This is a genomic window from Streptomyces sp. Tue6028 (assembly GCF_002300165.1).
GTDB lineage: Bacteria > Actinomycetota > Actinomycetes > Streptomycetales > Streptomycetaceae > Streptomyces > Streptomyces siamensis.
Window position 1 is genome coordinate 83,923 of record NZ_MLCE01000026.1, and the last position, 25,646, is coordinate 109,568.

Annotated in this window: 22 protein-coding genes and 1 riboswitch; of the genes, 9 read left to right on the top strand and 13 right to left on the bottom strand. The window is 70.7% G+C overall.

The genetic code is table 11. From position 1 onward, the window contains the following. Positions 1-37 precede the first annotated feature (37 nt). The 5 genes from BKI49_RS25090 to BKI49_RS25110 form a co-directional block, all read right to left on the bottom strand. Entirely contained in the window at positions 38-2,419 is a 2,382-nt protein-coding gene (locus BKI49_RS25090) for a ribonucleoside-diphosphate reductase subunit alpha (protein WP_095936541.1), read from the bottom strand. 134 nt (positions 2,420-2,553) lie between these two features. Further along, positions 2,554-2,692, bottom strand: a riboswitch (cobalamin riboswitch). 74 nt (positions 2,693-2,766) lie between these two features. After that, entirely contained in the window at positions 2,767-3,291 is a 525-nt protein-coding gene (locus BKI49_RS25095) for a GNAT family N-acetyltransferase (RefSeq protein WP_095936542.1), read from the bottom strand. Positions 3,292-3,568: 277 nt separating this feature from the next. Further along, positions 3,569-5,167, bottom strand: a complete 1,599-nt coding sequence (gene mctP / locus BKI49_RS25100; RefSeq protein ID WP_095936543.1) for a monocarboxylate uptake permease MctP — start codon at positions 5,165-5,167, stop codon at positions 3,569-3,571. Then, positions 5,164-5,487, bottom strand: coding sequence for a DUF3311 domain-containing protein (locus BKI49_RS25105; protein WP_257004948.1), 324 nt, complete (start codon positions 5,485-5,487; stop codon positions 5,164-5,166). The genes mctP and BKI49_RS25105 overlap by 4 nt, the downstream gene beginning before the upstream one ends. A gap of 212 nt (positions 5,488-5,699) precedes the next feature. Then, entirely contained in the window at positions 5,700-6,464 is a 765-nt protein-coding gene (locus tag BKI49_RS25110; RefSeq protein WP_028802055.1) for a GntR family transcriptional regulator, read from the bottom strand. A gap of 436 nt (positions 6,465-6,900) precedes the next feature. Between BKI49_RS25110 and BKI49_RS25115 the strand changes: the two genes are divergently transcribed. From BKI49_RS25115 to BKI49_RS25130, 4 genes are all read left to right on the top strand, one after another. Next, complete coding sequence (locus tag BKI49_RS25115; RefSeq protein WP_095936544.1) at positions 6,901-8,187, top strand: extracellular solute-binding protein; 1,287 nt, start codon at positions 6,901-6,903, stop codon at positions 8,185-8,187. 119 nt (positions 8,188-8,306) lie between these two features. Next, complete coding sequence (locus BKI49_RS25120) at positions 8,307-9,293, top strand: carbohydrate ABC transporter permease (protein ID WP_095936545.1); 987 nt, start codon at positions 8,307-8,309, stop codon at positions 9,291-9,293. Beyond that, a complete protein-coding gene (locus BKI49_RS25125; protein WP_095936546.1) occupies positions 9,290-10,174 on the top strand; it encodes a carbohydrate ABC transporter permease in 885 nt (294 codons plus the stop codon). The genes BKI49_RS25120 and BKI49_RS25125 overlap by 4 nt, the downstream gene beginning before the upstream one ends. A 9-nt stretch (positions 10,175-10,183) precedes the next feature. After that, positions 10,184-11,698 carry a glycoside hydrolase family 3 protein gene (locus tag BKI49_RS25130; RefSeq protein WP_095936547.1) on the top strand — a complete coding sequence of 505 codons (1,515 nt, stop codon included), beginning with the start codon at positions 10,184-10,186 and terminating at the stop codon, positions 11,696-11,698. A gap of 361 nt (positions 11,699-12,059) precedes the next feature. On the opposite strand, the gene nagB is transcribed toward BKI49_RS25130, so the two are convergent. Beyond that, positions 12,060-12,845, bottom strand: a complete 786-nt coding sequence (gene nagB, locus BKI49_RS25135; RefSeq protein ID WP_095936548.1) for a glucosamine-6-phosphate deaminase — start codon at positions 12,843-12,845, stop codon at positions 12,060-12,062. A 243-nt stretch (positions 12,846-13,088) separates the two neighbouring features. Here nagB and BKI49_RS25140 point away from each other — a divergent pair, with 243 nt between their 5' ends. Continuing rightward, positions 13,089-14,159: an SIS domain-containing protein gene (locus tag BKI49_RS25140; protein WP_095936549.1), complete on the top strand. Its 1,071-nt coding sequence runs from the start codon at positions 13,089-13,091 to the stop codon at positions 14,157-14,159. Positions 14,160-14,222: 63 nt separating this feature from the next. Here BKI49_RS25140 and BKI49_RS25145 read toward each other — a convergent pair whose 3' ends face one another. Beyond that, complete coding sequence (locus tag BKI49_RS25145) at positions 14,223-14,975, bottom strand: SDR family oxidoreductase (protein WP_095936550.1); 753 nt, start codon at positions 14,973-14,975, stop codon at positions 14,223-14,225. 97 nt (positions 14,976-15,072) lie between these two features. On the opposite strand from BKI49_RS25145, the gene BKI49_RS25150 reads away from it, so the two are divergent. Both BKI49_RS25150 and BKI49_RS25155 read left to right on the top strand, forming a co-directional pair. After that, positions 15,073-15,759 (top strand): TetR/AcrR family transcriptional regulator, encoded by a 687-nt coding sequence (locus tag BKI49_RS25150; protein ID WP_095936551.1) that lies wholly within the window; start codon positions 15,073-15,075, stop codon positions 15,757-15,759. A gap of 406 nt (positions 15,760-16,165) precedes the next feature. After that, positions 16,166-17,632 carry a sensor histidine kinase gene (locus tag BKI49_RS25155; RefSeq protein ID WP_028802062.1) on the top strand — a complete coding sequence of 489 codons (1,467 nt, stop codon included), beginning with the start codon at positions 16,166-16,168 and terminating at the stop codon, positions 17,630-17,632. 225 nt (positions 17,633-17,857) lie between these two features. On the opposite strand, the gene BKI49_RS25160 is transcribed toward BKI49_RS25155, so the two are convergent. Then, positions 17,858-18,115 carry a WhiB family transcriptional regulator gene (locus tag BKI49_RS25160; protein WP_016639615.1) on the bottom strand — a complete coding sequence of 86 codons (258 nt, stop codon included), beginning with the start codon at positions 18,113-18,115 and terminating at the stop codon, positions 17,858-17,860. A gap of 318 nt (positions 18,116-18,433) precedes the next feature. Then, positions 18,434-19,402, bottom strand: coding sequence for a diacylglycerol/lipid kinase family protein (locus BKI49_RS25165; RefSeq protein WP_095936553.1), 969 nt, complete (start codon positions 19,400-19,402; stop codon positions 18,434-18,436). Positions 19,403-19,551: 149 nt separating this feature from the next. On the opposite strand from BKI49_RS25165, the gene BKI49_RS25170 reads away from it, so the two are divergent. Continuing rightward, positions 19,552-20,007 carry a hypothetical protein gene (locus tag BKI49_RS25170; RefSeq protein WP_095936554.1) on the top strand — a complete coding sequence of 152 codons (456 nt, stop codon included), beginning with the start codon at positions 19,552-19,554 and terminating at the stop codon, positions 20,005-20,007. 588 nt (positions 20,008-20,595) lie between these two features. Here BKI49_RS25170 and BKI49_RS25175 read toward each other — a convergent pair. The 3 genes from BKI49_RS25175 to BKI49_RS25185 all read right to left on the bottom strand — a co-directional run bounded on the left by BKI49_RS25175 (position 20,596) and on the right by BKI49_RS25185 (position 22,721). Next, positions 20,596-21,753, bottom strand: coding sequence for an RNA polymerase sigma factor SigF (locus BKI49_RS25175; RefSeq protein ID WP_095936555.1), 1,158 nt, complete (start codon positions 21,751-21,753; stop codon positions 20,596-20,598). Next, the gene (locus tag BKI49_RS25180; RefSeq protein ID WP_028802066.1) at positions 21,750-22,163 is read right to left on the bottom strand and encodes an ATP-binding protein; all 414 of its coding nucleotides are present in this window, start codon (positions 22,161-22,163) and stop codon (positions 21,750-21,752) included. The genes BKI49_RS25175 and BKI49_RS25180 overlap by 4 nt, the downstream gene beginning before the upstream one ends. A 297-nt stretch (positions 22,164-22,460) precedes the next feature. After that, the gene (locus tag BKI49_RS25185; RefSeq protein WP_028802067.1) at positions 22,461-22,721 is read right to left on the bottom strand and encodes a UBP-type zinc finger domain-containing protein; all 261 of its coding nucleotides are present in this window, start codon (positions 22,719-22,721) and stop codon (positions 22,461-22,463) included. 63 nt (positions 22,722-22,784) lie between these two features. On the opposite strand from BKI49_RS25185, the gene BKI49_RS25190 reads away from it, so the two are divergent. Beyond that, positions 22,785-24,380 (top strand): Na+/H+ antiporter, encoded by a 1,596-nt coding sequence (locus BKI49_RS25190; RefSeq protein WP_095936556.1) that lies wholly within the window; start codon positions 22,785-22,787, stop codon positions 24,378-24,380. Positions 24,381-24,419: 39 nt separating this feature from the next. Here BKI49_RS25190 and BKI49_RS25195 read toward each other — a convergent pair whose 3' ends face one another. Continuing rightward, complete coding sequence (locus BKI49_RS25195) at positions 24,420-25,370, bottom strand: 1-aminocyclopropane-1-carboxylate deaminase/D-cysteine desulfhydrase (RefSeq protein WP_095936557.1); 951 nt, start codon at positions 25,368-25,370, stop codon at positions 24,420-24,422. Positions 25,371-25,646: the final 276 nt, after the last annotated feature.

Consider the following 25,646-nt stretch of genomic DNA (forward strand, 5'->3'; position numbering starts at 1 on the left):
GGGTCGAGCAGGTTCTTCTCGGTGTTCGGGGCGGTGGTCACTGGCAGGCCTCGCAGGACTCGGGGTTCTCAAGGGAGCAGGCGACGGCGTCGGGGTCGGCCACCTGCTGGACGGGGATGGTCTTCTCGGGCTGCGCCTGCGCCTGGGCCGCGCGGGCGATGCGGGTCGCCGGGCGCGAGCGCAGGTAGTACGTCGTCTTGAGGCCCTGCTTCCAGGCGTACGCGTACATCGAGGAGAGCTTGCCGATCGTCGGCGTCTCCATGAACAGGTTCAGCGACTGCGACTGGTCCAGGAACGGGGTGCGCGCCGCGGCCATGTCGATCAGGCCGCGCTGCGGGATCTCCCACGCCGTGCGGTACAGCGCCCGGACCTCGGCGGGGATCCACGCGAAGTCCTGCACGGAGCCGCTGGAGTCGCGCAGCGCCTCCCGGGTGCGCGCGTCCCAGACGCCGAGTTCCTTGAGGTCGGCGACCAGGTAGGAGTTGACCTGGAGGAACTCGCCGGAGAGCGTCTCGCGCTTGAACAGGTTGGAGACCTGCGGCTCGATGCACTCGTACACGCCCGCGATGGACGCGATGGTGGCGGTGGGCGCGATGGCCAGCAGCAGCGCGTTGCGCATGCCGACCGCGGCGATGCGTTCCCGCAGTGCCGCCCAGCGCTCCGGCCAGGTCGGCTCGGCGTCGAAGTGGTCGGGGTGCAGCACACCGCGGGCCGTACGGGTCTTCTCCCAGGCCGGCAGCGGACCGTTGCGCTCGGCGAGGTCCGCGGAGGCCTCGTACGCGGCGAGCATGATGCGCTCGGCGATCCGCGTGGACAGCGCCTTCGCCTCGGCCGAGTCGAAGGGCAGCCGCAGCTTGAAGAAGACGTCCTGGAGGCCCATCGCGCCGAGGCCCACCGGGCGCCACCTGGCGTTGGAGCGGCCCGCCTGCTCGGTCGGGTAGAAGTTGATGTCGACGACCCGGTCCAGGAAGGTCACGGCCGTGCGGACGGTCTCGTCCAGCCGCTCCCAGTCGATGTCGCCGTCGCGCACGAAGGCGCCGAGGTTGACCGAACCGAGGTTGCAGACCGCCGTCTCCCCGTCGTCCGTGACCTCCAGGATCTCGGTGCACAGGTTCGAGGAGTGGACGGTGTGGCCCGGCTCGGCGGTCTGGTTGGCGGCCCGGTTGGCGGCGTCCTTGAAGGTCATCCAGCCGTTGCCGGTCTGCGCGAGGGTGCGCATCATCCGGCCGTACAGGTCGCGGGCCGGGATGGTCTTCCGGGCGAGCCCGGCCTCCTCGGCCTTGCGGTACGCGGCGTCGAACTCGTCGCCCCACAGGTCGACCAGCTCCGGCACGTCGGCCGGGGAGAACAGCGACCAGTCACCGTTCTCGTTCACCCGGCGCATGAACTCGTCCGGGATCCAGTGCGCCAGGTTCAGGTTGTGCGTGCGCCGGGCGTCCTCACCGGTGTTGTCACGCAGCTCCAGGAACTCCTCGATGTCGGAGTGCCAGGTCTCCAGGTAGACGGCCGCCGCGCCCTTGCGCCGGCCGCCCTGGTTCACCGCGGCGACCGAGGCGTCGAGGGTCTTCAGGAACGGGACGATGCCGTTGGAGTGTCCGTTCGTGCCGCGGATCAGCGAACCGCGCGAACGGATGCGGGAGTACGACAGCCCGATGCCGCCCGCGTGCTTCGAGAGCCGGGCCACCTGGTGGTAGCGGTCGTAGATGGAGTCGAGCTCGTCCAGCGGGGAGTCGAGGAGGTAGCAGGACGACATCTGCGGGTGCCGCGTACCGGAGTTGAAGAGCGTGGGGGAGGAGGGCAGGTAGTCGAGGCGGCTCATCAGGCGGTAGAGCGCGGCGACTTCGTCCACGGAGCGGACGGTGTCGTCCTCGGCGAGACCCGACGCCACCCGGAGCATGAAGTGCTGGGGTGTCTCGATCACCCGGCGGGTGATCGGGTGGCGGAGCAGATAGCGGCTGTGCAGGGTGCGCAGGCCGAAGTAGCCGAAGCGGTCGTCGCCCTCGACGTCGACGAGCGCGTCGAGGCGGGCCGTGTGCAGGCGGACGAACTCCGCCGTACGGTCCGCGACAAGACCCTCGCGGTGGCCGACGGCGACCGACTCGGAGAAGGACGCGACGCCCTGCGAGGCGGCCTCGGCCGCGATGCTGATCGTCAGCAGCCGGGCGGCCAGCCGCGAGTACGCGGGGTCCTCGGAGATGAGTCCCGCCGCCGCCTCGGTGGCCAGCTCACGCAGCTCCGCCTCGTCGGCCCGTGCGGACCGGCCGCGCAGCGCGGCGGCCGCGACCCGGCCGGGGTCGGCGTCGGGGAGGTCGGCGGTGAGATCGGTCAGGATCCGCAGCAGCGCGGTACCGGGACCGTCCGTCTCCACCGGGGCCTGCTGCGCTGACGCTGAAGCCGGATCGGCTGGCGCGATGGTCACGTGGGGCTCTCCCTGCTCGGCACGGGGCCTGTCGGGAGGCACGGAGGCACACGGGGGCGCCGGCCGGAGGGCAGCGCACCGCGTCCACCGGCCCATTCCGCGAGGCCCGGACGTCGTCGGCACCCGGGCCGGACGGCCGGGGTGCGCTGTCGACAGGTCCTCGGACTGAAGCCAGCGCGTGCAGGCGGATACGCGAACACGCACAAGTACACCGTTGCGGGACAGTTCCGGATTCGCACCGGATTCCCCTGCGGCGACAGCGAGCATGAGCATACATCTTGTGCCGGGCTGCGGGACCACCCCCACATGTTGTGTCGTGTCGGCTTCGGAGGGTGGCAGAGGAGCTGTCAGAGCGTCAGTTCGTAGGTGAGCAGCCGGACGTCGTCCAGTTCCGGGATCGGGTTCCAGTCGCGGTCCGGGGTGCGGGTGAAGCCGAGGCGCTCGTAGATCCGGTGGGCGGCGTGCATGGAGTGCTGGGTGGACAGCACGATGCGTACGCAGCCCTCCGTGGCCCGTGCGCGGTCGACGCAGTCGCGGACGAGTGCCTCCCCGGCACCCCGGCCGCGCGCCTCGCGGGCGACCGCGAGCATGCGGATCTCGGCTTCGCCGGGGCGGGCGATGTCGGCCATGGCGCCGCCGCGCGGCACGAAGGTCACCCCACCGAGCAGCCGCCGCGCGCCGGGCGCGGACTCGCGTTCGACCGCGACGAGCACGTCGGCCGCGGCGGCGCGCTTGGCCACGTCCCGCAGCTCTCCCAGGTACGCGTCGCTCTCCCCGAAGTCGAGCAGTCCGTCGCGGAGATAGGCCTGGGCGGTGATCTCGCCGAGGCCCGGGTACTCCTCGGGACGCGCGACGCGGATGACTATGTCCATGCGCACAGTCTGTGGGAGATCGCGCGGGAGGGCCGCCGAATTCCCAGGGGGCGGGGCACTCTGTCGACGTCGCCCGGCCCCGGCGGCCCGCCCGCACCTGTGCCGGTCGGACCCGGCGATCTGCACCGGCCCGTCGGCGTCGGTCGGACCCGGCGGACCCGCCCCGTCGCCGGCCCGGGCGGTGGGACCTGTCACCGTACGACGGCAGGACCGCGGGCGCGAAAAGACCGCGGCGCCCCCCTGACCGAGGGGCGCCGCGGAGTGTGGAACCGTTGGGTCAGTGGGCCGCCACCGGCAGCTCGACCTCGACCCCCGGGTCGCCCGCGTCCGCCGTGTAGTCCTCGGCGGACGTCTCGTCGACGCCGTCCGGGGCCTTGAACGCACGCAGCGCGAACGTGAGGACGACCGTCACGACCACGTTCAGGGTGAACGCCGTGAAGCCGATGTAGCCGATCTCCCCGATGCCGGGGATCTCCTTGGCGCTGCCGCCGAAGTGCTTCTGCGTCGGCGAGGCCACCCCGTACGCGGCGATCGTGCCGTAGAGCATGCCCACGGCCCAGCCGGCGAGGAGCGCCCAGCGGTGGAACCAGCGTGTGAACAGGCCGCCGACCAGGGCCGGGAAGGTCTGCAGGATCCAGATGCCGCCCAGGAGCTGGAAGTTGATGGCGACCGTCTTGTCCATGGTGAGGACGAAGACCAGCGCGCCCACCTTCACCAGCAGCGAGACCAGCTTGGAGACCTTGGTCTCCTGCTGCGGAGTGGCGTCCGGCTTGATGAAGTCCTTGTAGATGTTGCGGGTGAAGAGGTTCGCGGCGGCGATCGACATGATGGCCGCGGGGACCAGCGCGCCGATACCGATGGCCGCGAAGGCCACACCCGCGAACCAGTCCGGGAACATGTTCTCGAACAGCTGCGGGATCGCGAGCTGGCCGTTGGTGACCTTCACCCCGGCCGCGATCGCCATGAACCCGAGCAGCGCGAGCAGGCCCAGCATCAGCGAGTACAGCGGGAGGATCGTGGTGTTGCGGCGGATCACCTCACGGCTGCGGCTGGACAGCGTCGCCGTGATCGAGTGCGGGTACATGAACAGCGCGAGCGCCGAGCCGAGCGCGAGCGTGGCATAGGTCCACTGGCCCGCCTCGGGAGGCACGAGCCCGCCCGCGCCGGCCGCGGTGTACTTGTCGCCCGCCGCCTTGAAGATCTCGTCGAATCCGCCCAGCTTGATCGGGATGTAGATGATGGCCACCGCGATCACGATGTAGATCAGGGTGTCCTTCACGAACGCGATCAGGGCGGGGGCGCGCAGGCCCGAGGAGTAGGTGTAGGCGGCCAGCACACCGAAGGCGATGAGCAGCGGAAGGTCCTTGACGAACCAGTTGGTGTTGTCGCCGCCGCCCACGCCCATCACGTCCAGGACGGCCTGGATGCCGACCAGCTGGAGCGCGATGTACGGCATGGTCGCCAGGATGCCGGTGATCGCCACGGCCAGGGACAGACCCTTGGAGCCGAAGCGGCCGCGCACGAAGTCCGACGTCGTCACGTATCCGTGCTTGTGGGACACCGACCACAGGCGCGGCAGGAAGGTGAAGATCAGCGGGTAGACCAGGATCGTGTACGGCACGGCGAAGAAGCCGGCCGCGCCCGCCGCGTAGATGGCGGCCGGTACGGCCACGAAGGTGTACGCGGTGTACAGGTCGCCGCCGAGCAGGAACCAGGTGATCCAGGTTCCGAACGACCGTCCGCCCAGGCCCCATTCGTCGAGGCTGTGCTCGTTGTCGGCCTTGCGCCAGCGCGCGGCCAGGAACCCTACGACCGTGACGGCCAGGAAGAAGAAGATGAAGACGCCGAGTGCGACGCCGTTGACGCCGTCCTTCATGCTCCGGCACTCCCCTCGGCGGATGCTTCGGCACCCTCGGCGGAGGCCGGGGCGCCCTTGGTGGAAGTGCGGGTGGCGGCGGAGGCGCGGGCCCGCTGGTCACGTCGCCACAGCTGGTACGCGACCATCGTGAGCGCTGTTGAGATGAGCACCCACGCCATCTGGTACCAGTAGAAGAACGGGATGCCTATGAAGGCCGGGTCGGCCTTGGCGTAGGAGCCGACCCACAGCATCGCCACGAACGGCGCGAGCAGACACAGGGCGATCACCACGCGTACCGGTGTGACCACCGGTGGTTTCACTTCAGGCACATCTGACATACGGCGACTCCGTCCCCTCGCTGATCACCTGTGTAGCGCGCAGGCAATGTAGGCGACGGCGTCAGCAAAGCGGAACCCCTCGTCCGCATATCGGTCCCCAACAGCAATGAGACCGCGACGCCCCGTCAACTCGACAGCATGCGAAGCGGCGTCCCGGACGCCGCTCCCGACGGGGTGCGCGGGCCCGTTCCGGCGCCGCCGACCGGGTGCCCCTAGTCCTGGGGGCGCTTGAGGCGGGCCACGAACTTGTACCGGTCGCCCCGGTACACCGAACGCACCCACTCCACCGGCTCGCCCTGCTTGTCGAGCGAGTGACGGGAGAGCATCAGCATGGGCAGGCCGACGTCGGTGCCGAGCAGCCCCGCCTCGCGCGGGGTGGCCAGCGAGGTCTCGATGGTCTCCTCGGCCTCGGCGAGATGGACGTCGTACACCTCGGCGAGCGCGGTGTAGAGGGAGGTGTACTTGACGAGCGACCTGCGCAGCGCGGGGAAGCGCTTCGCGGACAGATGGGTCGTCTCGATCGCCATCGGCTCGCCGCTCGCCAGGCGCAGCCGCTCGATGCGCAGCACCCGGCCGCCGGCCGAGATGTCGAGCAGGCCGGCGAGCGTCTCGTCGGCGGTGATGTAGCCGATGTCCAGGAGCTGCGAGGTGGGTTCGAGACCCTGCGCGCGCATGTCCTCGGTGTACGAGGTGAGTTGGAGCGCCTGGGAGACCTTCGGCTTGGCGACGAAGGTGCCCTTGCCCTGGATGCGTTCGAGACGGCCCTCGACGACCAGCTCCTGAAGGGCCTGCCGCACGGTGGTGCGCGAGGTGTCGAACTCGGCGGCGAGGGTGCGCTCGGGCGGTACCGGTGTCCCGGGCGGCAGGGTCTCCGTCATGTCGAGCAGGTGCTTCTTCAGGCGGTAGTACTTGGGCACGCGCGCGGTACGGATGGGCGCGCCACCCTCGTTCTCCGCACTGCTGACGTCGGTGCTCATGCTCTGCCTTCCCGGCTCCGGATGCCGAAGCGGCCGACCTACGCATCGGCCACGGCTCACATCGTGGCACGGCTTCATGTGCGAGTACCCCCCGCACCTTCCGTGATCCCCTCTATATACCGTCGGCTCACCCGTTGGTCTAGTCCATCGCGGACGCGCGGCCTGTGCGTCGCGTGTCGGTGGTCCGGTCGGGGCACCGGGTCGGACGCTTGAACACTCCTGCCCGATATGCGGATTACCTAGTTAAAGGTCCCTGCATATGTAGGTCCCATAACGGACGGTCGGGGTGCCCGCGAATGTCTTGACACCCCCCTAGGTCTAGGCCAAGCTCCCCGTACTGGTCTACACCATTGGTCCAGTCCCGGCCCCACGGGCGGTACGGCGTATGTCACCGCGGGGAGGCAGGGGGGTTTGTGGCATCCCTGAGGAGGGTGGCGTGAAGCGCAAGCTGATAGCCGCGATCGGTATCGCGGGCATGATGGTCTCCATCGCGGCATGCGGGGACAGTGACAACAAGTCCGGGGGGTCGGGCAAGGGCGCGGACGCCAAGGAGCTGACCGTCTGGCTCACCGTCGACGCGCAGAACAACTGGCCCGAGCTGGTCAAGGCCGCCGACGCGGCCGTCAAGGCCAAGCACCCCGGCATCAAGATCAACCACGAGTACTACGGCTGGCCGGACAAGAACACCAAGCTCGACGCGGTCCTGGCCACCGACAAGGCCCCCGACGTCGTCGAGATGGGCAACACCGAGATGCTCGGCTACATGGTCAAGGGCGCCTTCGCTCCCCTGGACGCGAGCAAGTTCGAGAACTCGGACGCCTGGCTGGACGGCCTCAAGGCCTCCGTCACGTACGAGGGCAAGACCTACGGCGTGCCGTACTACGCCGGTGGCCGCGTCGGCAACTGGCGCAAGGACCTCGCCGCCTCCGTCGGCGTGAAGACCGCGCCGAAGACGTACAAGGACCTCACCTCCGCCCTGGACAAGATCCAGAAGAAGGAGGGCAACAAGTTCAACGCCTGGTACCAGCCCACCCGTGACTGGTACGCCGCGATGTCCTTCGTCTACGACGCCGGCGGCTCCATCGCCAAGGAGGAGGGCGGCCAGTGGAAGGCCAACCTCTCCTCGCCCGAGTCGATCAAGGGCCTCACCGAGTTCAAGAACGTCGTCGACAAGTACATGCACGGCGACAAGACCAAGGACGAGTCCGACCGCTACATCGTCTACGGCCAGGGCAAGTCCGGCATGATCTTCGGTGCCGCCTGGGAGGGTGCGACCGCCGAGGACCCGAAGAGCGACAAGACCGGCAAGCTCAAGGGCAACCTCGAGAACTTCGTGATGCCCGGCCCGTCCGGGAAGAACCTCCCGGTGTTCCTCGGCGGCTCCGACCTCGCCGTGCCGGTGAAGTCCGACGCGCAGGCCGTCGCCGGCGAGTGGATCAACGCCTTCACGGGTGCCAAGGGCCAGAAGGGCCTGATGGACAAGGGCAACCTGCCCAACAACAAGACCGACCTCGCGACGCTGAAGAGCGACCCGAAGACGGAGGTCCCGGCCACCGCGGCCGAGTCCAACTGGTTCGTCCCGATGGCGCCGGGCTGGGGCCAGGTCGAGAAGGCCCAGGTCCTGCAGACCATGCTGCAGAGCATCGGCACCGGCAAGAAGTCGGTCGAGGCCGCCGCGAAGGACGCGGACGCCGCGATCGACAAGGTCATCAACACCAAGTGACCTGAGAGCAGGGCCCCGTCGGTCCTCCGCCACGGAGGGGCGGGGCCCTGCCTTCCGTACGGCACGGCCGTGCGGGGCTCTGCTTACGTACGACCAGAGGGACCGCTGAGGAGCGCGCGATGAGTGCCGCAGACACGACCACCCCTGCCAAGGTGCCGCCCCCGCGGCAGGCACCGCCACCAGCCGTCCCGAAGGCGCCACGCGCACGGCGGAGTCCGGGTGGAGTCGCGCTTCCCTGGATGCTGCTCGCGCCCTGTCTGCTGATCCTCGCGCTCGTCCTCGGCTATCCGCTCGTCCGCCTGGTCACGCTGTCCTTCCAGAAGTTCGGGCAGTCCCAGCTGTGGGGCTTCCAGCCCGCCGAGTCGGTCGGCTTCGACAACTTCAGCAAGGTGCTCGGCGACGGCGAGTTCTGGGCCGTGGTCGTCCGGACGTTCGTCTTCGCGGCCGGGTCCGTCATCTTCACGATGGTCGTCGGCATGCTGATCGCTCTGCTGCTCCAGCGGGTCTCGGGCTGGGTGAAGACGCTCATCAACATCGCGCTGGTGGCCAGCTGGGGCATGCCGATCATCGTGGCCACCACCGTCTTCAAGTGGCTCTTCGACTCCGACTACGGCATCTTCAACGCGCTGCTCAGCAAGCTGCCGGGCGTCGACATGATCGGCCACAACTGGTTCGCGAGCGGTCCGCAGGGACTGGCCGTGATCATGCTCCTGGTGGTCTGGGGCGCGGTGCCGTTCGTCGTCATCACGCTCAGCGCGGGGCTCACCCAGGTGCCGCAGGAACTGGAGGAAGCCGCACGCCTCGACGGGGCGGGCTCCTGGGGCGTCTTCCGGTACGTCACGCTGCCGATCCTCAAGCCCATCGTCGTGATGCTCACGACGCTCTCCGTCATCTGGGACATGGGTGTCTTCCCGCAGGTCTTCGTCATGCGAGGCGGCCACCCGGAAGCCGAGTTCCAGCTGCTCACCACCTACTCCTACGACCGCGCGTTCGTCGTCAACGACTACGCGCAGGGATCGGCGATCGCCCTGCTCACCGTGTTGCTCCTGCTCGGCGTGGTGGCCGTGTACATGCGTCAGATGCTGAAGATCGGAGAGGTCGAATGAGCGCCGTCGCCACCCCGGGACGTACGTCCTCCCCGCAGCGCGAGGGCTCCGGGCCCAGCAAGGCCCGCAAGTCCAAGGCCGGCTGGAACCTGCTCGGACTGCTCGTCTTCGTCACCGCGGGATTCCCCGTCTACTGGATGCTGAACACCGCGTTCAAGCCCGCCAAGGACGCCATCGACCCCGATCCGAGCCTGCTGCCCACCGGGCTCACGCTCGACAACTTCCGGCGCGCCCTCGACATCGCCGACTTCTGGGGGCCGGTGGGCCGCAGCCTGATCGTCTCCCTGGCGGTGGTCGTGATCGGCGTCGCCGTCGGCCTGCTCGCCGCACTCGCCATCTCCCGCTTCGCCTTCCGCGGCCGGAAGATCGTGATCGTCGGCATCCTCGCGGTCCAGATGGTCCCGCTGGTCGCCATGATCATCCCGGTCTTCCTGCTGCTGAACGACCTCGACCAGTACGACAAGCTCTCCGGCCTGATCATCACGTACCTGACCTTCATCCTCCCGTTCACGGTCTGGACGCTGCGCGGCTTCATCGTCAACATCCCGAGGGAACTGGAGGAAGCGGCCATGGTCGACGGCTGCAGCCGCACGGGTGCCTTCGTCCGCGTGGTCTTCCCGCTCCTCGCCCCCGGCATGGTCGCCACGTCCGTGTACGGGTTCATCCAGGCGTGGAACGAGTACATCTACGCCCTCATGCTGATGAGCCAGAAGAACCAGACGGCCACCGTCTGGCTCGGCAACTTCACCACCAAGCACGGCACCGAATACGCCCCGATGATGGCCGGTTCCACGATGATGGCCGTGCCGATCGTCGTCCTGTTCCTCATCGTCCAGCGCAAGATGGCCGCGGGGCTGACCGCGGGCGCCGTGAAGGGATAACGCCACCCGATGACGACACTCGCCAGTGGTACCACCGCGTCCAATTCGGCCCAGGACGGTCCGACACGCGACGCCCTGACCGTCCTCCAGCCCGGCTTCACGGGCACCACGGCCCCCGACTGGCTGCTCCGCCGCCTCGGCGAGGGCCTCGCCTCGGTCGGCCTGTTCGGCCGCAACATCGCCTCGCCCGAGCAACTGGCGGCCCTGACCGCCCAGTTGCGCGCGGAGCGCGACGACGTCCTCGTCGCCATCGACGAGGAGGGCGGCGACGTCACCCGCCTGGAGGTGCGCACCGGGTCCTCCTTCCCCGGGAACCACGCGCTCGGGGCGGTGGACGACGTCGCGCTCACCCGGGACGTCGCCCGCGAACTCGGCCGCCGCCTGGCCGCCTGCGGGGTGAACCTCAACTGGGCGCCGTCCGCGGACGTCAACTCCAACCCGGACAACCCGGTCATCGGGGTACGGTCCTTCGGCGCCGACACCGACCTGGTGTCCCGGCACACGGCCGCCTACGTCACCGGACTCCAGTCCGCCGGCGTCGCGGCCTGCACCAAGCACTTCCCGGGACACGGTGACACGGCCGTCGACTCGCACCACGCGCTGCCGCGCATCGACGCCGGGCTCGACGTGCTCCAGTCCCGTGAACTCGCCCCGTTCCGCGCCGCGATCGCCGCGGGCACCCGGGCCGTGATGAGCGCGCACATCCTCGTCCCGGCGCTGGACCCCGACCGGCCCGCCACCCTGTCCCGCCGCATCCTCACGGGCCTGCTCCGCGAGGAACTCGGCTACGAGGGCCTCATCGTCACCGACGGCATGGAGATGCAGGCCATCGCCGCGACGTACGGCATCGAACGCGGCAGCGTCCTCGCCATCGCGGCCGGCGCCGACGCGATCTGCGTGGGCGGGGGACTCGCCGACGACGAGACCGTGTGCCGCCTCCGCGACGCCCTCGTCGCGGCGGTCCGCGGCGGTGACCTCCCCGAGGAGAGGCTCGCCGATGCCGCCGCCCGGGTGCGGGCGCTGGCCGGCTGGACGGCCGCCGCCGCACGCGAGGCGGCAGCCGCGGACACGGAGGAACGGGCCGGGATCGGCCTGGTCGCCGCCCGCCGCGCGCTCACGGTGACCCACTCCGAGACGTACGCGCCGCTCACCGAGCCCCCGTACGTCGCCGCTCTCACCCCGGTCGCGAACATCGCCGTCGGTGACGAGACCCCCTGGGGCGTGGCCGCGGAGCTGGCCCGGCTGCTGCCCGGGACCGAGACGGGCAGCTTCACCGGTGAGGGCGCAGGCCCCGCAGCCCTCGAGGCCGCGGGATCCCGCCGCATCGTCGCCGTCGTGCGCGACGAACACCGTCACCCGTGGATGGCGGGCGCCCTCGACGCCCTGCTCGCCGTCCGCCCTGACACCGTTGTCGTGGAGATGGGCGTACCCCAGGCCGCGCCCCGGGGCGCCCTGCACATCGCCACGCACGGCGCGGCGCGCGTGTGCGGCCAGGCGGCGGCGGAGGTCGTCGTCGGGGCGTGACCCACGACGTGCGAAGGCGCCGGGTGCCCTCGGGGGAGGAGCACCCGGCGCCTTCGTGTGCACGCCTGCGGGGGATCGCCTTCGCATCGACGGCGCGGTGCGGACGCTTCCGTGCGGTCGTCCTCGCACCGACCGGCCGCGAGCTGTCGGCACCGCCGACGGCACCGGGAGCGGCGACGGCACAGGGACCGGCGACGGCGCCGGCGCGGGGACCGGCGACGGCACCGGCAGCGGCGCCGGCGCGGGCGGACGGCGCGGCGGCCGGAGACCCGTCGGCACCGGCAGAGCAGGGGCCAGGAGACAGCGGGCGAACGTGCCGGACCCCGTGGTCCGGCGCGCGCGATCCGGTCGGCGGCGGAGCCTAGATCCCCTGCCAGTCGGGCTTGTTGGCGAAGGTGTGCCGGAAGTAGTCCGCCAGCTTCAGCTTGGAGGCGGCCGCCTCGTCCACGACGACGGTCGCGTGCGGGTGGAGCTGCAACGCGGACGCCGGGCACACCGCGGCCACCGGTCCCTCGACCGTCGCGGCCACCGCGTCCGCCTTGCCCTCGCCGGTCGCGAGCAGCACCAGGTGCCGTGCCTCCAGGATCGTGCCGATGCCCTGGGTGATCACGTGGTGCGGGACCTGCTCGATGTCGCCCTCGAAGAACCGGGCGTTGTCGACCCGGGTCTGCTCGGTCAGCGTCTTGATCCGGGTCCGCGAGGCGAGCGAGGAACACGGCTCGTTGAAACCGATGTGCCCGTCCGTGCCGATCCCGAGGAGCTGGAGGTCGACCCCGCCGGCGGACGCCAGCGCCTTGTCGTACGCCTCGCACGCGGCCTGCACGTCCGCGGCGGTGCCGTCCGGACCCATGAACGCGTCCATGCCGAGACCCAGCGGCTCCAGCACCTCGCGGCGGAGCACCGAACGGTACGACTCGGGGTGCTCGGCCGGCAGTCCCACGTACTCGTCGAGCTGGGCGATCCGCGCCCGCGAGGCGTCCACGGCACCGGAGCCCACCTTGGCCGCCAGCGCCTCGTAGATGGGCAGCGGGGTCGAGCCGGTGGCCACGCCGAGCAGGGCGTCGGGCTTGCGACGGAGCAGCTCGGCCATGGCTTCGGCGATCAGCTCGCCGCCCGCCTTGGCGTCCGGGACGATGACAACTTCCACGCTGGGCCTGCCGATCTGGAGAGGGGACTCAGGGGACTCAACCGGAACCCGAAAGGGGACACATGTGGTATAGACCAATCTAGCAGAGGCCCCGCCTCACGTCGCCCCGGAGAACGCACCCGGACACCCCGCCCCCAACCGGACATGTCCGCTCCCGTTCACACCACCACCCCTGCCCGGACGCGCGTGCCCCCGCTCCCGGGAGTGCAATGGAAGCCGCGCACCGACTCACGAGGAGGCACCATGACCGCCACGCCCCCGGAATCCCAGGGCGACCGTCCCGGCCGGATCATGGCCCGTGAGATGGCCGAGCAGCCCGACGTGATGCGCCGGATCCTCGACTCGGGAGCGCCGCGGATCCAGGACGTGGCCCGGCAGGTCGCCTCCCGCTCGCCGCGCTTCGTCCTGCTCGCCGCGCGGGGCACCTCCGACAACGCGGCCCTGTACGCCAAGTACCTCCTGGAGATCCGTCTCGGCATGCCCTGCGGACTCACCTCGATGTCCACGATCACGGCGTACGGCGCACGGCCCGACCTCAGTGACGTCCTGGTGATCACCGTCAGTCAGTCCGGTGGCTCGCCCGACCTCGTCGCCTCGACCCGGGCCGCCCGGGAGGCCGGTGCGATCACCCTCGCGGTGACCAACAACCCGGACTCGCCGCTCGCCGCCGTCTCCGAGTACCACATCGACATCATGGCCGGGCCGGAGAAGGCCCTCCCGGCGACCAAGACCTACACCGCCTCCCTCCTCGCGCTGTATCTCTTCGTCGAAGGTCTGCGCGGCGGGGACGGCGCCGCCGCGAAGGTGCTGCCCGAGCTGGCCGCGGGACTTCTCGCCCGCCAGGACGAGGTCAGGGCCCTCGCCTCCCGCTACCGATTCGCCGGGCGCATGGTGATCACCTCCCGCGGCTACGGCTATCCCACCGCCAAGGAGGCCGCCCTGAAGCTGATGGAGACCAGCTACATCCCCGCGCTGTCCTACTCCGGTGCCGACCTCCTGCACGGCCCCCTCGCCATGGTCGACAACATCTCCCCGGTGATCGCGGTGGTCACCGACGGCCGCGGCGGCGAGGCGCTCCAGCCCGTCCTCGACCGTCTGCGCGGGCGTGGCGCCGACCTCGTCGTGGTGGGCCCGCGGGCCCAGGTGGAACAGGCCTCGGCCGGTTTCGTGCTGCCCACCGAGGGCGTCGCCGAAGAGGTGCAGCCGATGCTGGAGATCCTCCCGCTCCAACTGCTGGCCTATGAGGTCACCATCGCCCGCGGCCAGGACCCGGACGCGCCGCGTGCCCTGGCGAAGGTGACGGAGACCCACTGACAGAGGCGCCCCGCACCCGCACGACCTGCCGTTGCGGCACCAGGTCGGCGCCCCGCCCCGGCGCTACGTCAGCGAACCCCCTGTCGCGTCCAGCCAGGCCCCTGTCACCCAGCGCCCGTCGTCCGAGACGAGGAAGGCCACCACGTCCGCGACGTCGGCGGGGGTGCCCACTCGGCCGAGGGCGGACAGTGCGGCGGCGCCCGCCCAGGCCGCTTCGTCGGCCCGCAGCCAGTCGGCATTGACGTCGGTGTCGATGATGCCGGGCGCCACCGAGTTCACGGTGATACCGCGGGGGCCGAGGACCTTGGACAGGTCGCGGGTGAAGACGTCCAGGGCGCTCTTCGTCATCGCGTACGCCATCTTGTCCGGCATCACCGCGTTGCGAGCGAGTCCCGACGATATGTTGACGACCCTGCCGCCGTCCCGCAGGCGGGAGGCGCCGTACTTGGTGATGAAGTGGGGCGCTCGCACGTTCACCGCGAAGACCCGGTCGTACTCCCGCTCGTCGATCGCGCCGAAGGGCTGCGAGGTGCCGATCGCCGCGTTGTTCACCAGGATGTCCAGGCCGTCCGCCTGCCGGTCGAAGGCCTCCCACAGGGCCTGAGCGTCGCCCGGCGGCCCCAGCTCCACGCCGATCGTGAACGCCGAGCCGCCCGAGGCCTCGATCGCCGCGACCGTCTCGTCCGCCGCGGCCTCATTGCTGCCGTAGTGCACGGCCACCCGCGCACCGTCCCGCCCGAGCCGCTCGGCGATGCCCCGCCCGATGCCCCTGCCGCCACCCGTGACCAGTGCCGTCCTGCCTGCGAGCACACCCATGTCGGCACCCCCTCCGCATTTGCCTAGTGATCGCTACAGAAAAAACCGTACAACGACCCGACGACATTTCTCTAGTACCCGCTATAAAATCCACCCCATGGTGAGCAGGCAGCAGACCGAGTCCGGAACCACCGCGCGCACGGGCGTCGAGGCCGTGACCAAGCAGCGCGGCCGGCCCCGCTCCTTCGACCGGGAGACCGCGTTGGAGAAGGCGATCCTGGCGTTCTGGGAGCACGGGTACGAGGCGACGTCCGTCTCCGACCTCACCCGGGTCATGGGCATCGGTGCCCCGAGCCTGTACGCGGCCTTCGGCGACAAGCGGTCCCTCTTCGACGAGGTCGTCCGTGTGTACGGCACGCGGTACGGGTCCTTCGGCGAGCGCGCGCTGGCCGAGGAGCCCACCGCCCGTGCCGCGGTCGAGCGGATGCTGCGCGAGGCCGCGGCGGAGTACACCGCTCCGGGCCGCCCGCACGGCTGTCTGGTCATCCACGCCGCCACCAACTGCACGTCGCCGGAGGTCGAGGAGGACCTCCGCGAGCGGCGCAACGCGAACATCGCCGCGTTCGAGAGTCGTATGAAGGCGGGCATCGCCGCGGGCGAACTGCCCGCCGGAACCGACGCCGCCGCGCTCGCCCGCCACACCGGCGCGATCGTCCAGGGCATGTCGCAGCAGGCCCGTGACGGCGCCACGAGGGAGCAGTTGGAGGCCCTCGCCGCGCTCGCCATGGCCGTCTGGCCCGATTCATCGGCCAATCCGGCCCGTTCACGAACCGAAGCGGGTTAGTCTGCGTGATGGACAGTGCTGCATGTTGGATAAACAGACAGCGGCGAACACCTGCCGACGCATGGACAGAAGGCATGCGGGCGCAGGAGCATGGACGCGGCAGCATGGTCTAGTCCACAATGATGGTGCGACTGAACAAGCCTCCGTCTTCCCCGCACAGGAAGGCGGACCGAGGAACCGGCGCTCTCTGCCCTGACTGCACCGGATCCTCTCTTCGGCCGACCGGGACCGCACACCCCGCGGCCGTTGTTGCTCCGGGCTGCGGTGCCGGGAGGGTTGAGGGTCCCTCCCAGGCGCCGCGGCCCGCGGGTGTCTCCGGGGCCCTCCGAGGCCGCCGTACGAGCCCAGAGGCGGCCGTTTTCGAGGCCTGCCGCATCCGCCGGGTACGCTCGCACACGTGCCCTCCATGAACGACCTCGTACGCCAGCACACCGCCCTCGGTGACTCCGATCTCGAGTGGCTGCACCTGCTGGTCTCGGAGTGGCAGTTGCTCTCCGACCTCTCCTTCGCCGACCTCGTGCTGTGGGTTCCCACGCGTGACGGCACCCGCTACGTCTCCGTCGCCCAGATGCGGCCCAACACCGGCCCCACCTCGTACCAGGACGACATGGTCGGCCATCTCGTCCCGCGCGGCCGCCGGCCCATGCTGGACGCCGCGCTCGACGAGGGCCGGATCGTGCGCGAGGGCGACCCCGAGTGGCGCGAAGAGGTCCCGGTGCGGGTCGAGTCGATTCCGGTACGGCGTGAGGGGCGCGTCCTCGGCGTCATCGCCCGCAACACCAACCTGCTCACGGTGCGCACCCCGAGCCGGCTGGAGCTGACGTATCTCCAGAGCGCCTCCGACCTGGCGCAGATGATCGCCGCGGGCACGTTCCCGTTCCCCGACCAGCAGGTCGACATGGACGCCTCCCCGCGGGTGGGCGACGGGCTGATCAGGCTCGACGCGGACGGCATCGTCCAGTACGCCTCACCGAACGCGCTGTCGGCCTACCACCGCCTCGGCCTGGCCTCCGACCTCGTGGGGCACAACCTCGGCGTGACCACCGCCGAGCTGGCTCCGTCCCGCGGCCCGGTGGACGAGGCGCTGTCCAAGGTCGCCAGCGGCTGGGCGCCCCGCGAGTTCGAGATCGAGAGCAACGACGGCGTGATCCAGCTGCGCGCCATCCCGCTCAAGCCCAAGGGCACCCGGGTCGGCTCCCTCGTCCTGCTCCGTGACGTCACCGAACTGCGGCGCCGCGAGCGGGAGTTGATCACCAAGGACGCGACCATCCGGGAGATCCACCACCGGGTGAAGAACAACCTCCAGACCGTGGCGGCGCTGCTGCGCCTGCAGGCCCGGCGCATCGAGTCGGACCGGGGCCGCGAGGCACTGGAGGAGGCCGTGCGCCGAGTCGGTTCGATTGCGATCGTGCATGAGACGCTCTCTCAGAATCTGGACGAGCGCGTGGAGTTCGACGAGATCGCGGACCGGGTGCTCGCCATGGTCGCGGAGATCTCGCCCGGCAAGGTCACCGGCCGGCGCACCGGCCGCTTCGGGATCCTGGACGCCGAGGTCGCGACCCCGCTGTCGATGGTCCTCACGGAGATCCTGCAGAACGCGCTGGAGCACGGCTTTCGCGAGGGCGACCGGGGCACCGTCGAGGTCTCCGCGGTGCGCGGCGGCACCAGCAAGGAGGCCCGTCTGCTGGTCACGGTCCAGGACGACGGGGTGGGTCTGCCCGAGGACTTCGACCCGCACCGTTCGGGCAACCTCGGCCTGCAGATCGTACGGACGCTGGTGGAGGGCGAGTTGGGCGGCACCTTCGACATGGTGGCGGCCCCGGAGCGCGGCACGCAGGTGATCCTGGACATCCCGGTGCGGGGCCACAAGTAGTCCCGCCCGGCCGGGCGGGAGCGGTTCGCCCTGCGGCCGGCCTGCGCGACGGTGGAGCAATCCACACGGTCGCAAACAGCAATGAGCCCCGGATCACCAGGTGATCCGGGGCCGAAAGCTCGTTGCTCAAATGCGCATCGGGGGTACTGCGCGCTGCGGCTCGGGGGCGGGAGATGCGTACTCGCTGTACGCGCCGCCAAGCCCAGGCTCGTGCGGGGTGGGGTGTCAGGCGGAGGCCTGACGAGCCCGGTTGCGGGCGGCGCGACGCTTCATGGCACGGCGCTCGTCCTCGCTGAGGCCACCCCAGACGCCGGAGTCCTGGCCGGACTCGAGCGCCCACTGCAGGCACTGCTCCATGACGGGGCAGCGGCGGCAGACGGCCTTGGCTTCCTCGATCTGCAGCAGCGCAGGACCGGTGTTGCCGATGGGGAAGAAGAGCTCGGGGTCTTCCTCGCGGCAAACGGCGTTGTGACGCCAGTCCATGGCTGCTACCTCTCCTTGGTATTACATGCAAGTTGCTTGTGAATGTGAACGCTTTCACGAATCCCTCAACAAGTGAAGGGCCGACTGTCAGGTTGCCTGACGTGGTCCTGTGATTTGAGGAGGGGTTCTGGCTCTCTGTGGGGCCGATGTTGCGGGCCGTCCCGATCGCCACGTAGAGACTCGCAAACCTCAGCGGCGGATACAACCCCTTCCGGAAAGTTTTTTTTGATTCCTCGGTGTCGACTAGGTCACAGCCGTACTTCCATGGGGTGGATCCTGGCCTAAACGTTCGAGTGAAAGGACTTTGGCCCCTTCTACTCACACAATCACACGCAGTGCACGGCGTACGCCTGTGAACGTCACGCTTGTTCGCAGCCCGAGGTGGTCACCGTCCATCTGGAGGGGCAGCGGGACCTTCGAATGCAAGGTGAAGTCTGTCAAGTCGTGCAGGGAGACGGCGTGCTTGCCATGGGGGCCGCGCTCGGGGGACGAAGTGAGCAACTGTGTGGCATACCGGGCAACCGAGGCCGTCGACATGCGGCTGAGACCGAGTACGTCGAGCCCGGTATCGAACGAAGCCTTAGGCGAGGCGTACACCGGACGATTGCCGAGAAACGTCCACGGCGAGGTGTTGCAGATGATGGACAGGACCAGATCGGTCACCGGGTCCACGCCGGGGCGCTCCAGCGTGATCGTTCCGTGCCGGCGGTGAGGTTCGTCCAGAAACTGGCGCATCACCTGGCGGAGATACAGCGCATGGGTGGAGCGCTTGCCGCGCTCGCGCTGCTGCTCGACGCGCCCGACCACCCCCGCGTCGAAACCGAGTCCGGCGCAGAAGGTGAACCAGCGGGACGGCACGGCTTCGTCCTCCGTGCCGGGAGTGCCCGAGGCGAGACCCAGGCCGACCGTGCGCTCACGGCTCTCGCGCAGCGCGTCCAGCAGGGCGCCGGTCGCCTCCACCGCGTCGTTGGGCAGGCCGAGGGCACGGGCGAAGACGTTGGTGGAGCCGCCGGGGACCACCGCGAAGCCGGGCAGCCGGTCCGGGGCGGGGCCGTCGTGGAGCAGTCCGTTCACGACCTCGTTGACCGTGCCGTCGCCGCCGAGGGCGACGACCAGGTCTATGTCCTCGCTCTCCGCGGCCTGTCGGCCGAGATCCCGGGCGTGCCCGCGGTACTCGGTGGTGACCGCCTCCAGCTTCATCTCGCTGGCGAGCGCGTGGATCAACACGTCGCGCGTGCGCGCACTCGTGGTGGTTGCTGCCGGATTGACGACGAGAAGTGCACGCATGGGTTGCAGCGTACCTACTGGGGGGTACCGGGCCCAGAGCGAGGTAGGGATCGGGTAAGAGATCGCAACGTGAGCCTGCGCACGTCGGACGCGCTCCGGCGCCGCCCCCGCGCCCCGGCCGCCGCAGCGCCGACGGCTACCCTTCAGGGGTGAGCGCTGAGCAGAACCCCACCACTTCGCACGCCCCCGCCGCGGAACCCCGACCCGCGAGGCTGACCGCCGCGGCTGCGCTGGCCGCGCTGCAGGGCCTCGCCCTCGTCGCGGGGGGCGTGTACGTGCTCGTCCGGGGTTTCACGGGCACCCCGGACAGCCGGGGGCAGGCCATCACCGGCGGCGTCACGCTGATCGTGCTGGCCCTGCTGCCCTTGCTGGCGGCGCGCGGACTGCTGCTGCGCCGCTCCTGGAGCCGGGGCCCGGCGCTCATCACCCAGATCCTGTCGCTGCCCGTGGCCTACACCCTGCTCCAGGCCGACAGCGTCGCGATCCCGGGCGGCATCGCGCTGGCGGTCGTCGCGATCGTGGGCCTGGTGCTGCTGCTGAACCCGGAGACGACGAAGGCCCTCGGCATCCGAGGGCCCGGCGCCGACGCGCCCGACCAGAAGTGACCGGCCGGGGCGCCGGCCGACGGGGGCTGTAGCCGGCCTCCGTCCGGGGCCGAGGCGGCCGGTGCGATCGGCAGTGACCGGTCGGGATGTGTTTGTCGATCGGGTCGGTGCACCTGTGCCATCGGGCGGACCTGTCGCGGGATCCGGTGTGCTCGGAGGTGACCGGTCCGTGCGCGGGACCCGGGCAGGGGCGGAGGTGTTCAGCCGGTGCGGGAGGCGTCCGGGGCGTGTCCGGTGGGTCCGGAAGCGGCCGAGGACGCGGTGGTCGGACCGGACGTGGTCGGTCGTGACCGATCATGACTTGGTGGGGCCGGAAGGGGCCGGTGGTGGGTCCCGACGAGACCGGAGGTGACCGGTCGGTGCGTGGGACCCGAGTGGACCGGAAGCGCCCGATGCGGCGCTGAATCGCCCGGTGGGGCCGGGGTGACCGCGGACGTGTCCGTCGGACCGGGGTGACCGGTCGGCGCGGAGCGGTTCCGCGGGGGCAGCGGCCCAGAGCGGTCCCGCAGGGCCGGCGGCGCGGAGGTCTCCCACGAGGTCGGCGGTGCGGGGGTTTCGATCAGGGCGGGAGGGGTCGGCGGGGCCGGCTCACTCCTCGACGAGGAGCTTCTCCCGCAGCTGGGCCAGGGTGCGGGCCAGCAGCCGTGACACGTGCATCTGGGAGATGCCGACCTCCTGGGCGATCTGCGACTGCGTCATGTTCCCGAAGAAACGGAGGAGCAGGATGCGCTTCTCCCGCGGCGGCAGATCTTCGAGCAGCGGCTTGAGGGACTCGCGGTACTCGACGCCCTCCAGCGCCTCGTCCTCGGCACCCAGGGTGTCCGCGACGGCCGGCGACTCGTCGTCCGTGTCGGGCACGTCCAGGGACAGTGTCGAGTAGGCGTTGGCGGACTCCAGGCCCTCCAGCACCTCTTCCTCGGAGATCGCGAGCTTCTCGGCCAGCTCGTGGACGGTGGGGGAGCGGCCGTGCAGCTGCGAGAGCTCCGCGGTCGCCGTGGTCAGCGCCAGCCGCAGCTCCTGGAGGCGGCGCGGGACGCGGACCGCCCAGCCCTTGTCGCGGAAGTGCCGCTTGATCTCGCCGACGACCGTCGGCGTCGCGTACGTCGAGAACTCGACGCCGCGCTCGGGGTCGAAGCGGTCGACCGACTTGATCAGGCCGATGGTGGCGACCTGCGTCAGGTCGTCCAGCGGCTCGCCGCGATTGCGGAAGCGGCGGGCGAGATGCTCCACGAGCGGGAGGTGCATGCGGACGAGCTGGTTGCGCAGCTCCGCGTACTCGGCGCTGCCCTCTTTGAGCTTGCGCAGCTCGACGAACATCGCCCGTGCACCGCTGCGGTCCTGAGGGTCGTGCTCGATGTGCTGGGCGCTCGGCCCGTGCTGCGCGCCCTGCACGCTGTGTGCCCCTGGTTTGTCGTGTCGCTCTTGCTCGCTCATAGTCCCGCCCGTCACCAGCCGCCGCCCTCCCGAGGACGTGCTCAGCGCGGCACCCTCCGGATCCCGTTGTCCATCGCCCCGGCCGGAGAGCTCCTCCCGTTCGTCCTCGTCGGTCCGCGGTTCGGCCGCGGCCTGCGCGACGACCGGTGAGGCGCCGTCCTCCGGATGCGGCCGGGCCTGCTCGGGAATGCCGTCGACGCCGTCGACGCCGTCCGCGGTCCGCCGCGGCCCGTCGAGGCCGTCGACGCGCCCGGACGGAAGCTCCCGTGTGCCGCGCTCTTCGTCCCGCACCGGCCCGTCCCCGTTCCTCACGCCGGCCCGGGTCCCGCGCCGCGCTGTTTGTAGAGGCTGATCGACACGGTCTTGTCCTCGGCGACGGAGGAGTCGACCTTGCCCGCGAGCGCCGAGAGGACGGTCCATGCGAAGGTGTCCCGTGACGGAGCGTGACCGTCGGTGGTCGGCGCGGAGACCGTCACCTCCAGCGAGTCGTCGATGAGCCGGAAGACGCAGCTGAGCACCGAGCCGGGGACGGCCTGTTGCAGCAGGATCGCGCAGGCCTCGTCCACCGCGATGCGCAGGTCCTCGATCTCGTCGAGGGTGAAGTCCAAACGGGCCGCGAGCCCGGCCGTGGCCGTACGCAGCACCGACAGGTAGGCACCCGCGGCCGGCAGCCGGACTTCCACGAAGTCCTTCGTCGCGGGCTCGCCTGCGATCTGGGACACCCTCACCTCCATGGTGGTACAAGCTCTTTCAGGGGCCGAGGGTCGCCCCCCGGGTAACGCGCTATGTCGTTCAGCCGTGACGCTACCGCGCTCCCAAGTGTCCTGTCCTGGGGACCCCGCCCCTTGCTGTCACTCATAGTAAGCCTATGAGTACGGACAGTGGCTAGGGGTCTGCGGGCCCAATTAGGAAGAGCGGGCGCCGGGTTGACGTACCCAGGCGTCAGACGGTCGAACCGTCCGGATCGCCGGTCACACGCGTATGCGATCCGCGGGCTGTTCCAGTATGCCTGCGTCGTGTCATACGAGTACGTGGTCGACGAAGCACCAACGCCAGTTCTCCCCGAGCTCGAACGTGCGCATGATCGAATGCCCGGTGGTCTTGAAGTGCTCCGTCGCATGTTGGAGCGGAGAGGAGTCGCAGCAGCCGAGGTGCCCGCACTCCAGGCACAGGCGCAGCTGCACCGGGTGCGTGCCGGCCGCGAGGCACTCCAGGCACGTCTCGCTGAGGGGCTGGGGTTCGGGGTGCGGCAGCGCTTCGGCGTGCGTGCACTGTTTCATGATGGCCAGGTTACGTCGGGTGTGCGGGAAGTCGCGCGAAAACGAGGGCGGGCGGAAAGACAGATGCACGTTTTGCCACTGCTGTTGCTGGTCGCGGGAAGCGCCGCGGTCGCCGGGGCGGCTCGCCGCACACCGGTGCCCGCGCCGCTCCTGCTCGTCGCGGCGGGCCTGGTCTTCTCGTACATCCCGGGAGTGCCCGTCTACGAACTCGATCCCGAGATCGTGCTGCCGCTGGTGCTGCCCCCGCTGCTGTACACGGCGGCCACCGACAGCTCGTACCTCGACCTGAGGGCACAACTGCGGCCCGTCGCGCTGCTGTCCGTCGGCTACGTCCTTTTCGCGACCCTCGTGGTCGGCTGGGCCGCGTACCTGATCGTGCCGAGCCTGCCGCTGACCGCGGCGCTCGTCCTGGGCGCGGTGGTCGCGCCCCCGGACGCGGTCGCCGCGACGGCGGTGGCGCGGCGCGTGGGCCTGCCCTCGCGGATCACCACCATCCTGCAGGGCGAGTCCCTGGTGAACGACGCGACCGCGATCACCGCCTACAAGGTGGCGCTCGCCGCCGCGATCGGCGAGGGCGCGACGTGGGCGGGCGGCATCCGCGAGTTCCTGATCGCGGCGGTCGGCGGTGTGGCCGTCGGTCTCGTCCTGATGATCCCGATCCACTGGCTGCGCACCCACATGAAGGAGGCGCTGCTCCAGAACACGCTGTCCCTGCTGATCCCCTTCGTCGCGTACGGGGTCGCCGAGCAGCTGAAGGCCTCCGGCGTGCTCGCGGTGGTGGTCGTCGCCCTCTACCTCGGGCACCGTGCCTGGGAGGTGGACTTCGCGACGCGGCTCCAGGAGGAGGCCGTGTGGAAGATGGTCGCGTTCGTCCTGGAGTCGGCGGTGTTCGCGCTGATCGGACTCCAGCTGCCGGTCGTCCTCAAGGGGCTCGGGCAGTACGAGGGCACGAGCGCCGCCTGGTACGCGCTCGCCCTCTTCCTGGTGGTGGTCGCGGCGCGGTTCGTGTGGGTGTACCCGGCGACGTTCCTGCCGCGGCTGTTGTCCGCGCGGATCAGGAAGCGCGAGGACAACCCCACTTGGAAGGGCCCCTTCATCATCGGCTGGGCCGGCATGCGCGGCGTGGTCTCGCTGGCCATCGCCTTCTCGATCCCGCTGACCTTCCACGGCGGCGAGGCCTTTCCCGACCGCAACCTGATCCTGTTCCTGACCTTCACGACGGTCATCGGGACGCTGGTCGTGCAGGGGCTGACCCTGCCGCCGCTGATCCGCCTCCTGAAGCTGCCGGGGCGCGACGTCCAGGCCGAGACGCTCGCCGAGGCCAATGCGCAGGCGCAGGCGTCCCGGGCCGCCGAGCAGCGGCTCGACGACCTGCTCACCGACGAGCGCAACGCCCTGCCGCCGCCACTCGCCGACCGGCTGCGCGGAGTCATGGAGCACCGCCGCAACGCCGTCTGGGAGCGGCTCGGCGCGGTCAACCCGGTGACCGGCGAATCGGCCGACGACACCTACCGGCGGCTGTCCCGGGAGATGATCGGCGCCGAGCGCGAGGTCTTCGTGAAGCTGCGCGACCTCCGCTTCATCGACGACGAGATGCTGCGCACGCTGCTGCGCCGGCTGGACCTGGAGGAGGCGGCGGCCTACCGCGAGACGGCGTAGGGCGTCGGTGCGCCGGCGCCGTCCGGGTGCGCCGCACCCTCAGGGAAGCGGTGCCGCGGTGATCACCGCGGCCACGGTCGTGCCGTGCGGGAACGCGCCCTCCTCGGCCAGGGCGACAAGTCCGTACAGCATCTTGGCGACATAGAGACGTTCGACGGGCAGCCCGTGCCGGTCCTCGAAGTCCTCGGCGAAGGCGTCGAGTTCGGGGGTGGTGCGGGCGTAGCCGCCGAAGTGGAAGCGGTCGTCCAGGGACCACAGGCCACGGCGGGCGCCGAACGCGGCCCGCTGGAGGGCCAGTACGTCGGCGTCCAGGAAGCCGCCCTTCAGGACCGGAATGCCGAGGGCGCGGCGGCCGGGGGCGAGTCCGGCGGCCAGGCCCGCGAGGGTCCCGCCGGTGCCGCAGGCGACGGCGACGACGTCGGCCGCGTCGCCCAGCTCGCGGCCGAGCTCCTGGCATCCGCGCACGGCCGGGGAGTTGCTGCCGCCCTCGGGCACCACGTACGCGTCCTCGGCGTCCACCGCCCGCAGGATTCCGGCCAGCGTCTCCGGTTCCGCCTTGGCGCGGTACGTCCGTCTGTCGACGAAGCGCAGGCGCATGCCGTCGGCCGCGCACCGGGCGAGCGAGGGGTTGAGCGGGCGTTCGGCGAGCTCCTGGCCGCGGACCACGCCGAGCGTCGGGATGCCGAGGAGACGGCCGGCGGCGGCCGTGGCCCGCAGATGGTTCGAGTACGCCCCTCCGAAGGTGACCACCGTGCGGCCCGCCGCCGCCTCCAGGTTCGGGGTCAGCTTGCGCCACTTGTTGCCGACCAGCTCGGGATGGATCAGGTCGTCCCGCTTGAGCAGCAGCCGGACGCCGTGGCGTGCGAACCGCTCGTCCCCGGCCTCCAGCAGCGGCGACGGCAGCCGCGGCCGCAGCACGGCGGCGCCGGCCGCCCCGGCGGCGGGAGGCTCGGGGGCACCGGCGGTGTCCTGGACGTCGGGGCTGGTCATCCGCCCATTGTCGGACACGTGTCCGGAGCGGGCGCGGGCTGGGTTCACGGAGCGGGCGCCACCGCCTCGCGGCCGGCTCCGGTGCCCCGCCTCGCAGCCCGCTCCGGTGCCCCCGCCTCGCGGCCCGCTCCGGTGCCCCCGGTGGCGCGCGCCTGTCTCGTCGCCCCGGGGAGACGGCACAGCACGGGTCCGCGCTGCCGGCCAGGTTCCGTCGGTCGACGCGGGGCCACTCGGCTCTTTCCCCTCCGGCCGGCGCGGGGCGGGCCGGTTGCTTCC

What these genes read in the sequence shown, in the direction of transcription:
- BKI49_RS25095 (WP_095936542.1), bottom strand. Translation starts at nt 3,291, where the DNA reads ATGGACATAGTCATCCGCGTCGCGCGTCCCGAGGAGTACCCGGGCCTC.
- mctP (WP_095936543.1), bottom strand. Translation starts at nt 5,167, where the DNA reads ATGAAGGACGGCGTCAACGGCGTCGCACTCGGCGTCTTCATCTTCTTC.
- BKI49_RS25105 (WP_257004948.1), bottom strand. Translation starts at nt 5,487, where the DNA reads ATGTCAGATGTGCCTGAAGTGAAACCACCGGTGGTCACACCGGTACGC.
- BKI49_RS25110 (WP_028802055.1), bottom strand. Translation starts at nt 6,464, where the DNA reads ATGAGCACCGACGTCAGCAGTGCGGAGAACGAGGGTGGCGCGCCCATC.
- BKI49_RS25120 (WP_095936545.1), top strand. Translation starts at nt 8,307, where the DNA reads ATGAGTGCCGCAGACACGACCACCCCTGCCAAGGTGCCGCCCCCGCGG.
- BKI49_RS25125 (WP_095936546.1), top strand. Translation starts at nt 9,290, where the DNA reads ATGAGCGCCGTCGCCACCCCGGGACGTACGTCCTCCCCGCAGCGCGAG.
- BKI49_RS25130 (WP_095936547.1), top strand. Translation starts at nt 10,184, where the DNA reads ATGACGACACTCGCCAGTGGTACCACCGCGTCCAATTCGGCCCAGGAC.
- BKI49_RS25140 (WP_095936549.1), top strand. Translation starts at nt 13,089, where the DNA reads ATGACCGCCACGCCCCCGGAATCCCAGGGCGACCGTCCCGGCCGGATC.
- BKI49_RS25145 (WP_095936550.1), bottom strand. Translation starts at nt 14,975, where the DNA reads ATGGGTGTGCTCGCAGGCAGGACGGCACTGGTCACGGGTGGCGGCAGG.
- BKI49_RS25150 (WP_095936551.1), top strand. Translation starts at nt 15,073, where the DNA reads ATGGTGAGCAGGCAGCAGACCGAGTCCGGAACCACCGCGCGCACGGGC.
- BKI49_RS25155 (WP_028802062.1), top strand. Translation starts at nt 16,166, where the DNA reads ATGAACGACCTCGTACGCCAGCACACCGCCCTCGGTGACTCCGATCTC.
- BKI49_RS25160 (WP_016639615.1), bottom strand. Translation starts at nt 18,115, where the DNA reads ATGGACTGGCGTCACAACGCCGTTTGCCGCGAGGAAGACCCCGAGCTC.
- BKI49_RS25165 (WP_095936553.1), bottom strand. Translation starts at nt 19,402, where the DNA reads ATGCGTGCACTTCTCGTCGTCAATCCGGCAGCAACCACCACGAGTGCG.
- BKI49_RS25185 (WP_028802067.1), bottom strand. Translation starts at nt 22,721, where the DNA reads ATGAAACAGTGCACGCACGCCGAAGCGCTGCCGCACCCCGAACCCCAG.
- BKI49_RS25190 (WP_095936556.1), top strand. Translation starts at nt 22,785, where the DNA reads ATGCACGTTTTGCCACTGCTGTTGCTGGTCGCGGGAAGCGCCGCGGTC.
- BKI49_RS25195 (WP_095936557.1), bottom strand. Translation starts at nt 25,370, where the DNA reads ATGACCAGCCCCGACGTCCAGGACACCGCCGGTGCCCCCGAGCCTCCC.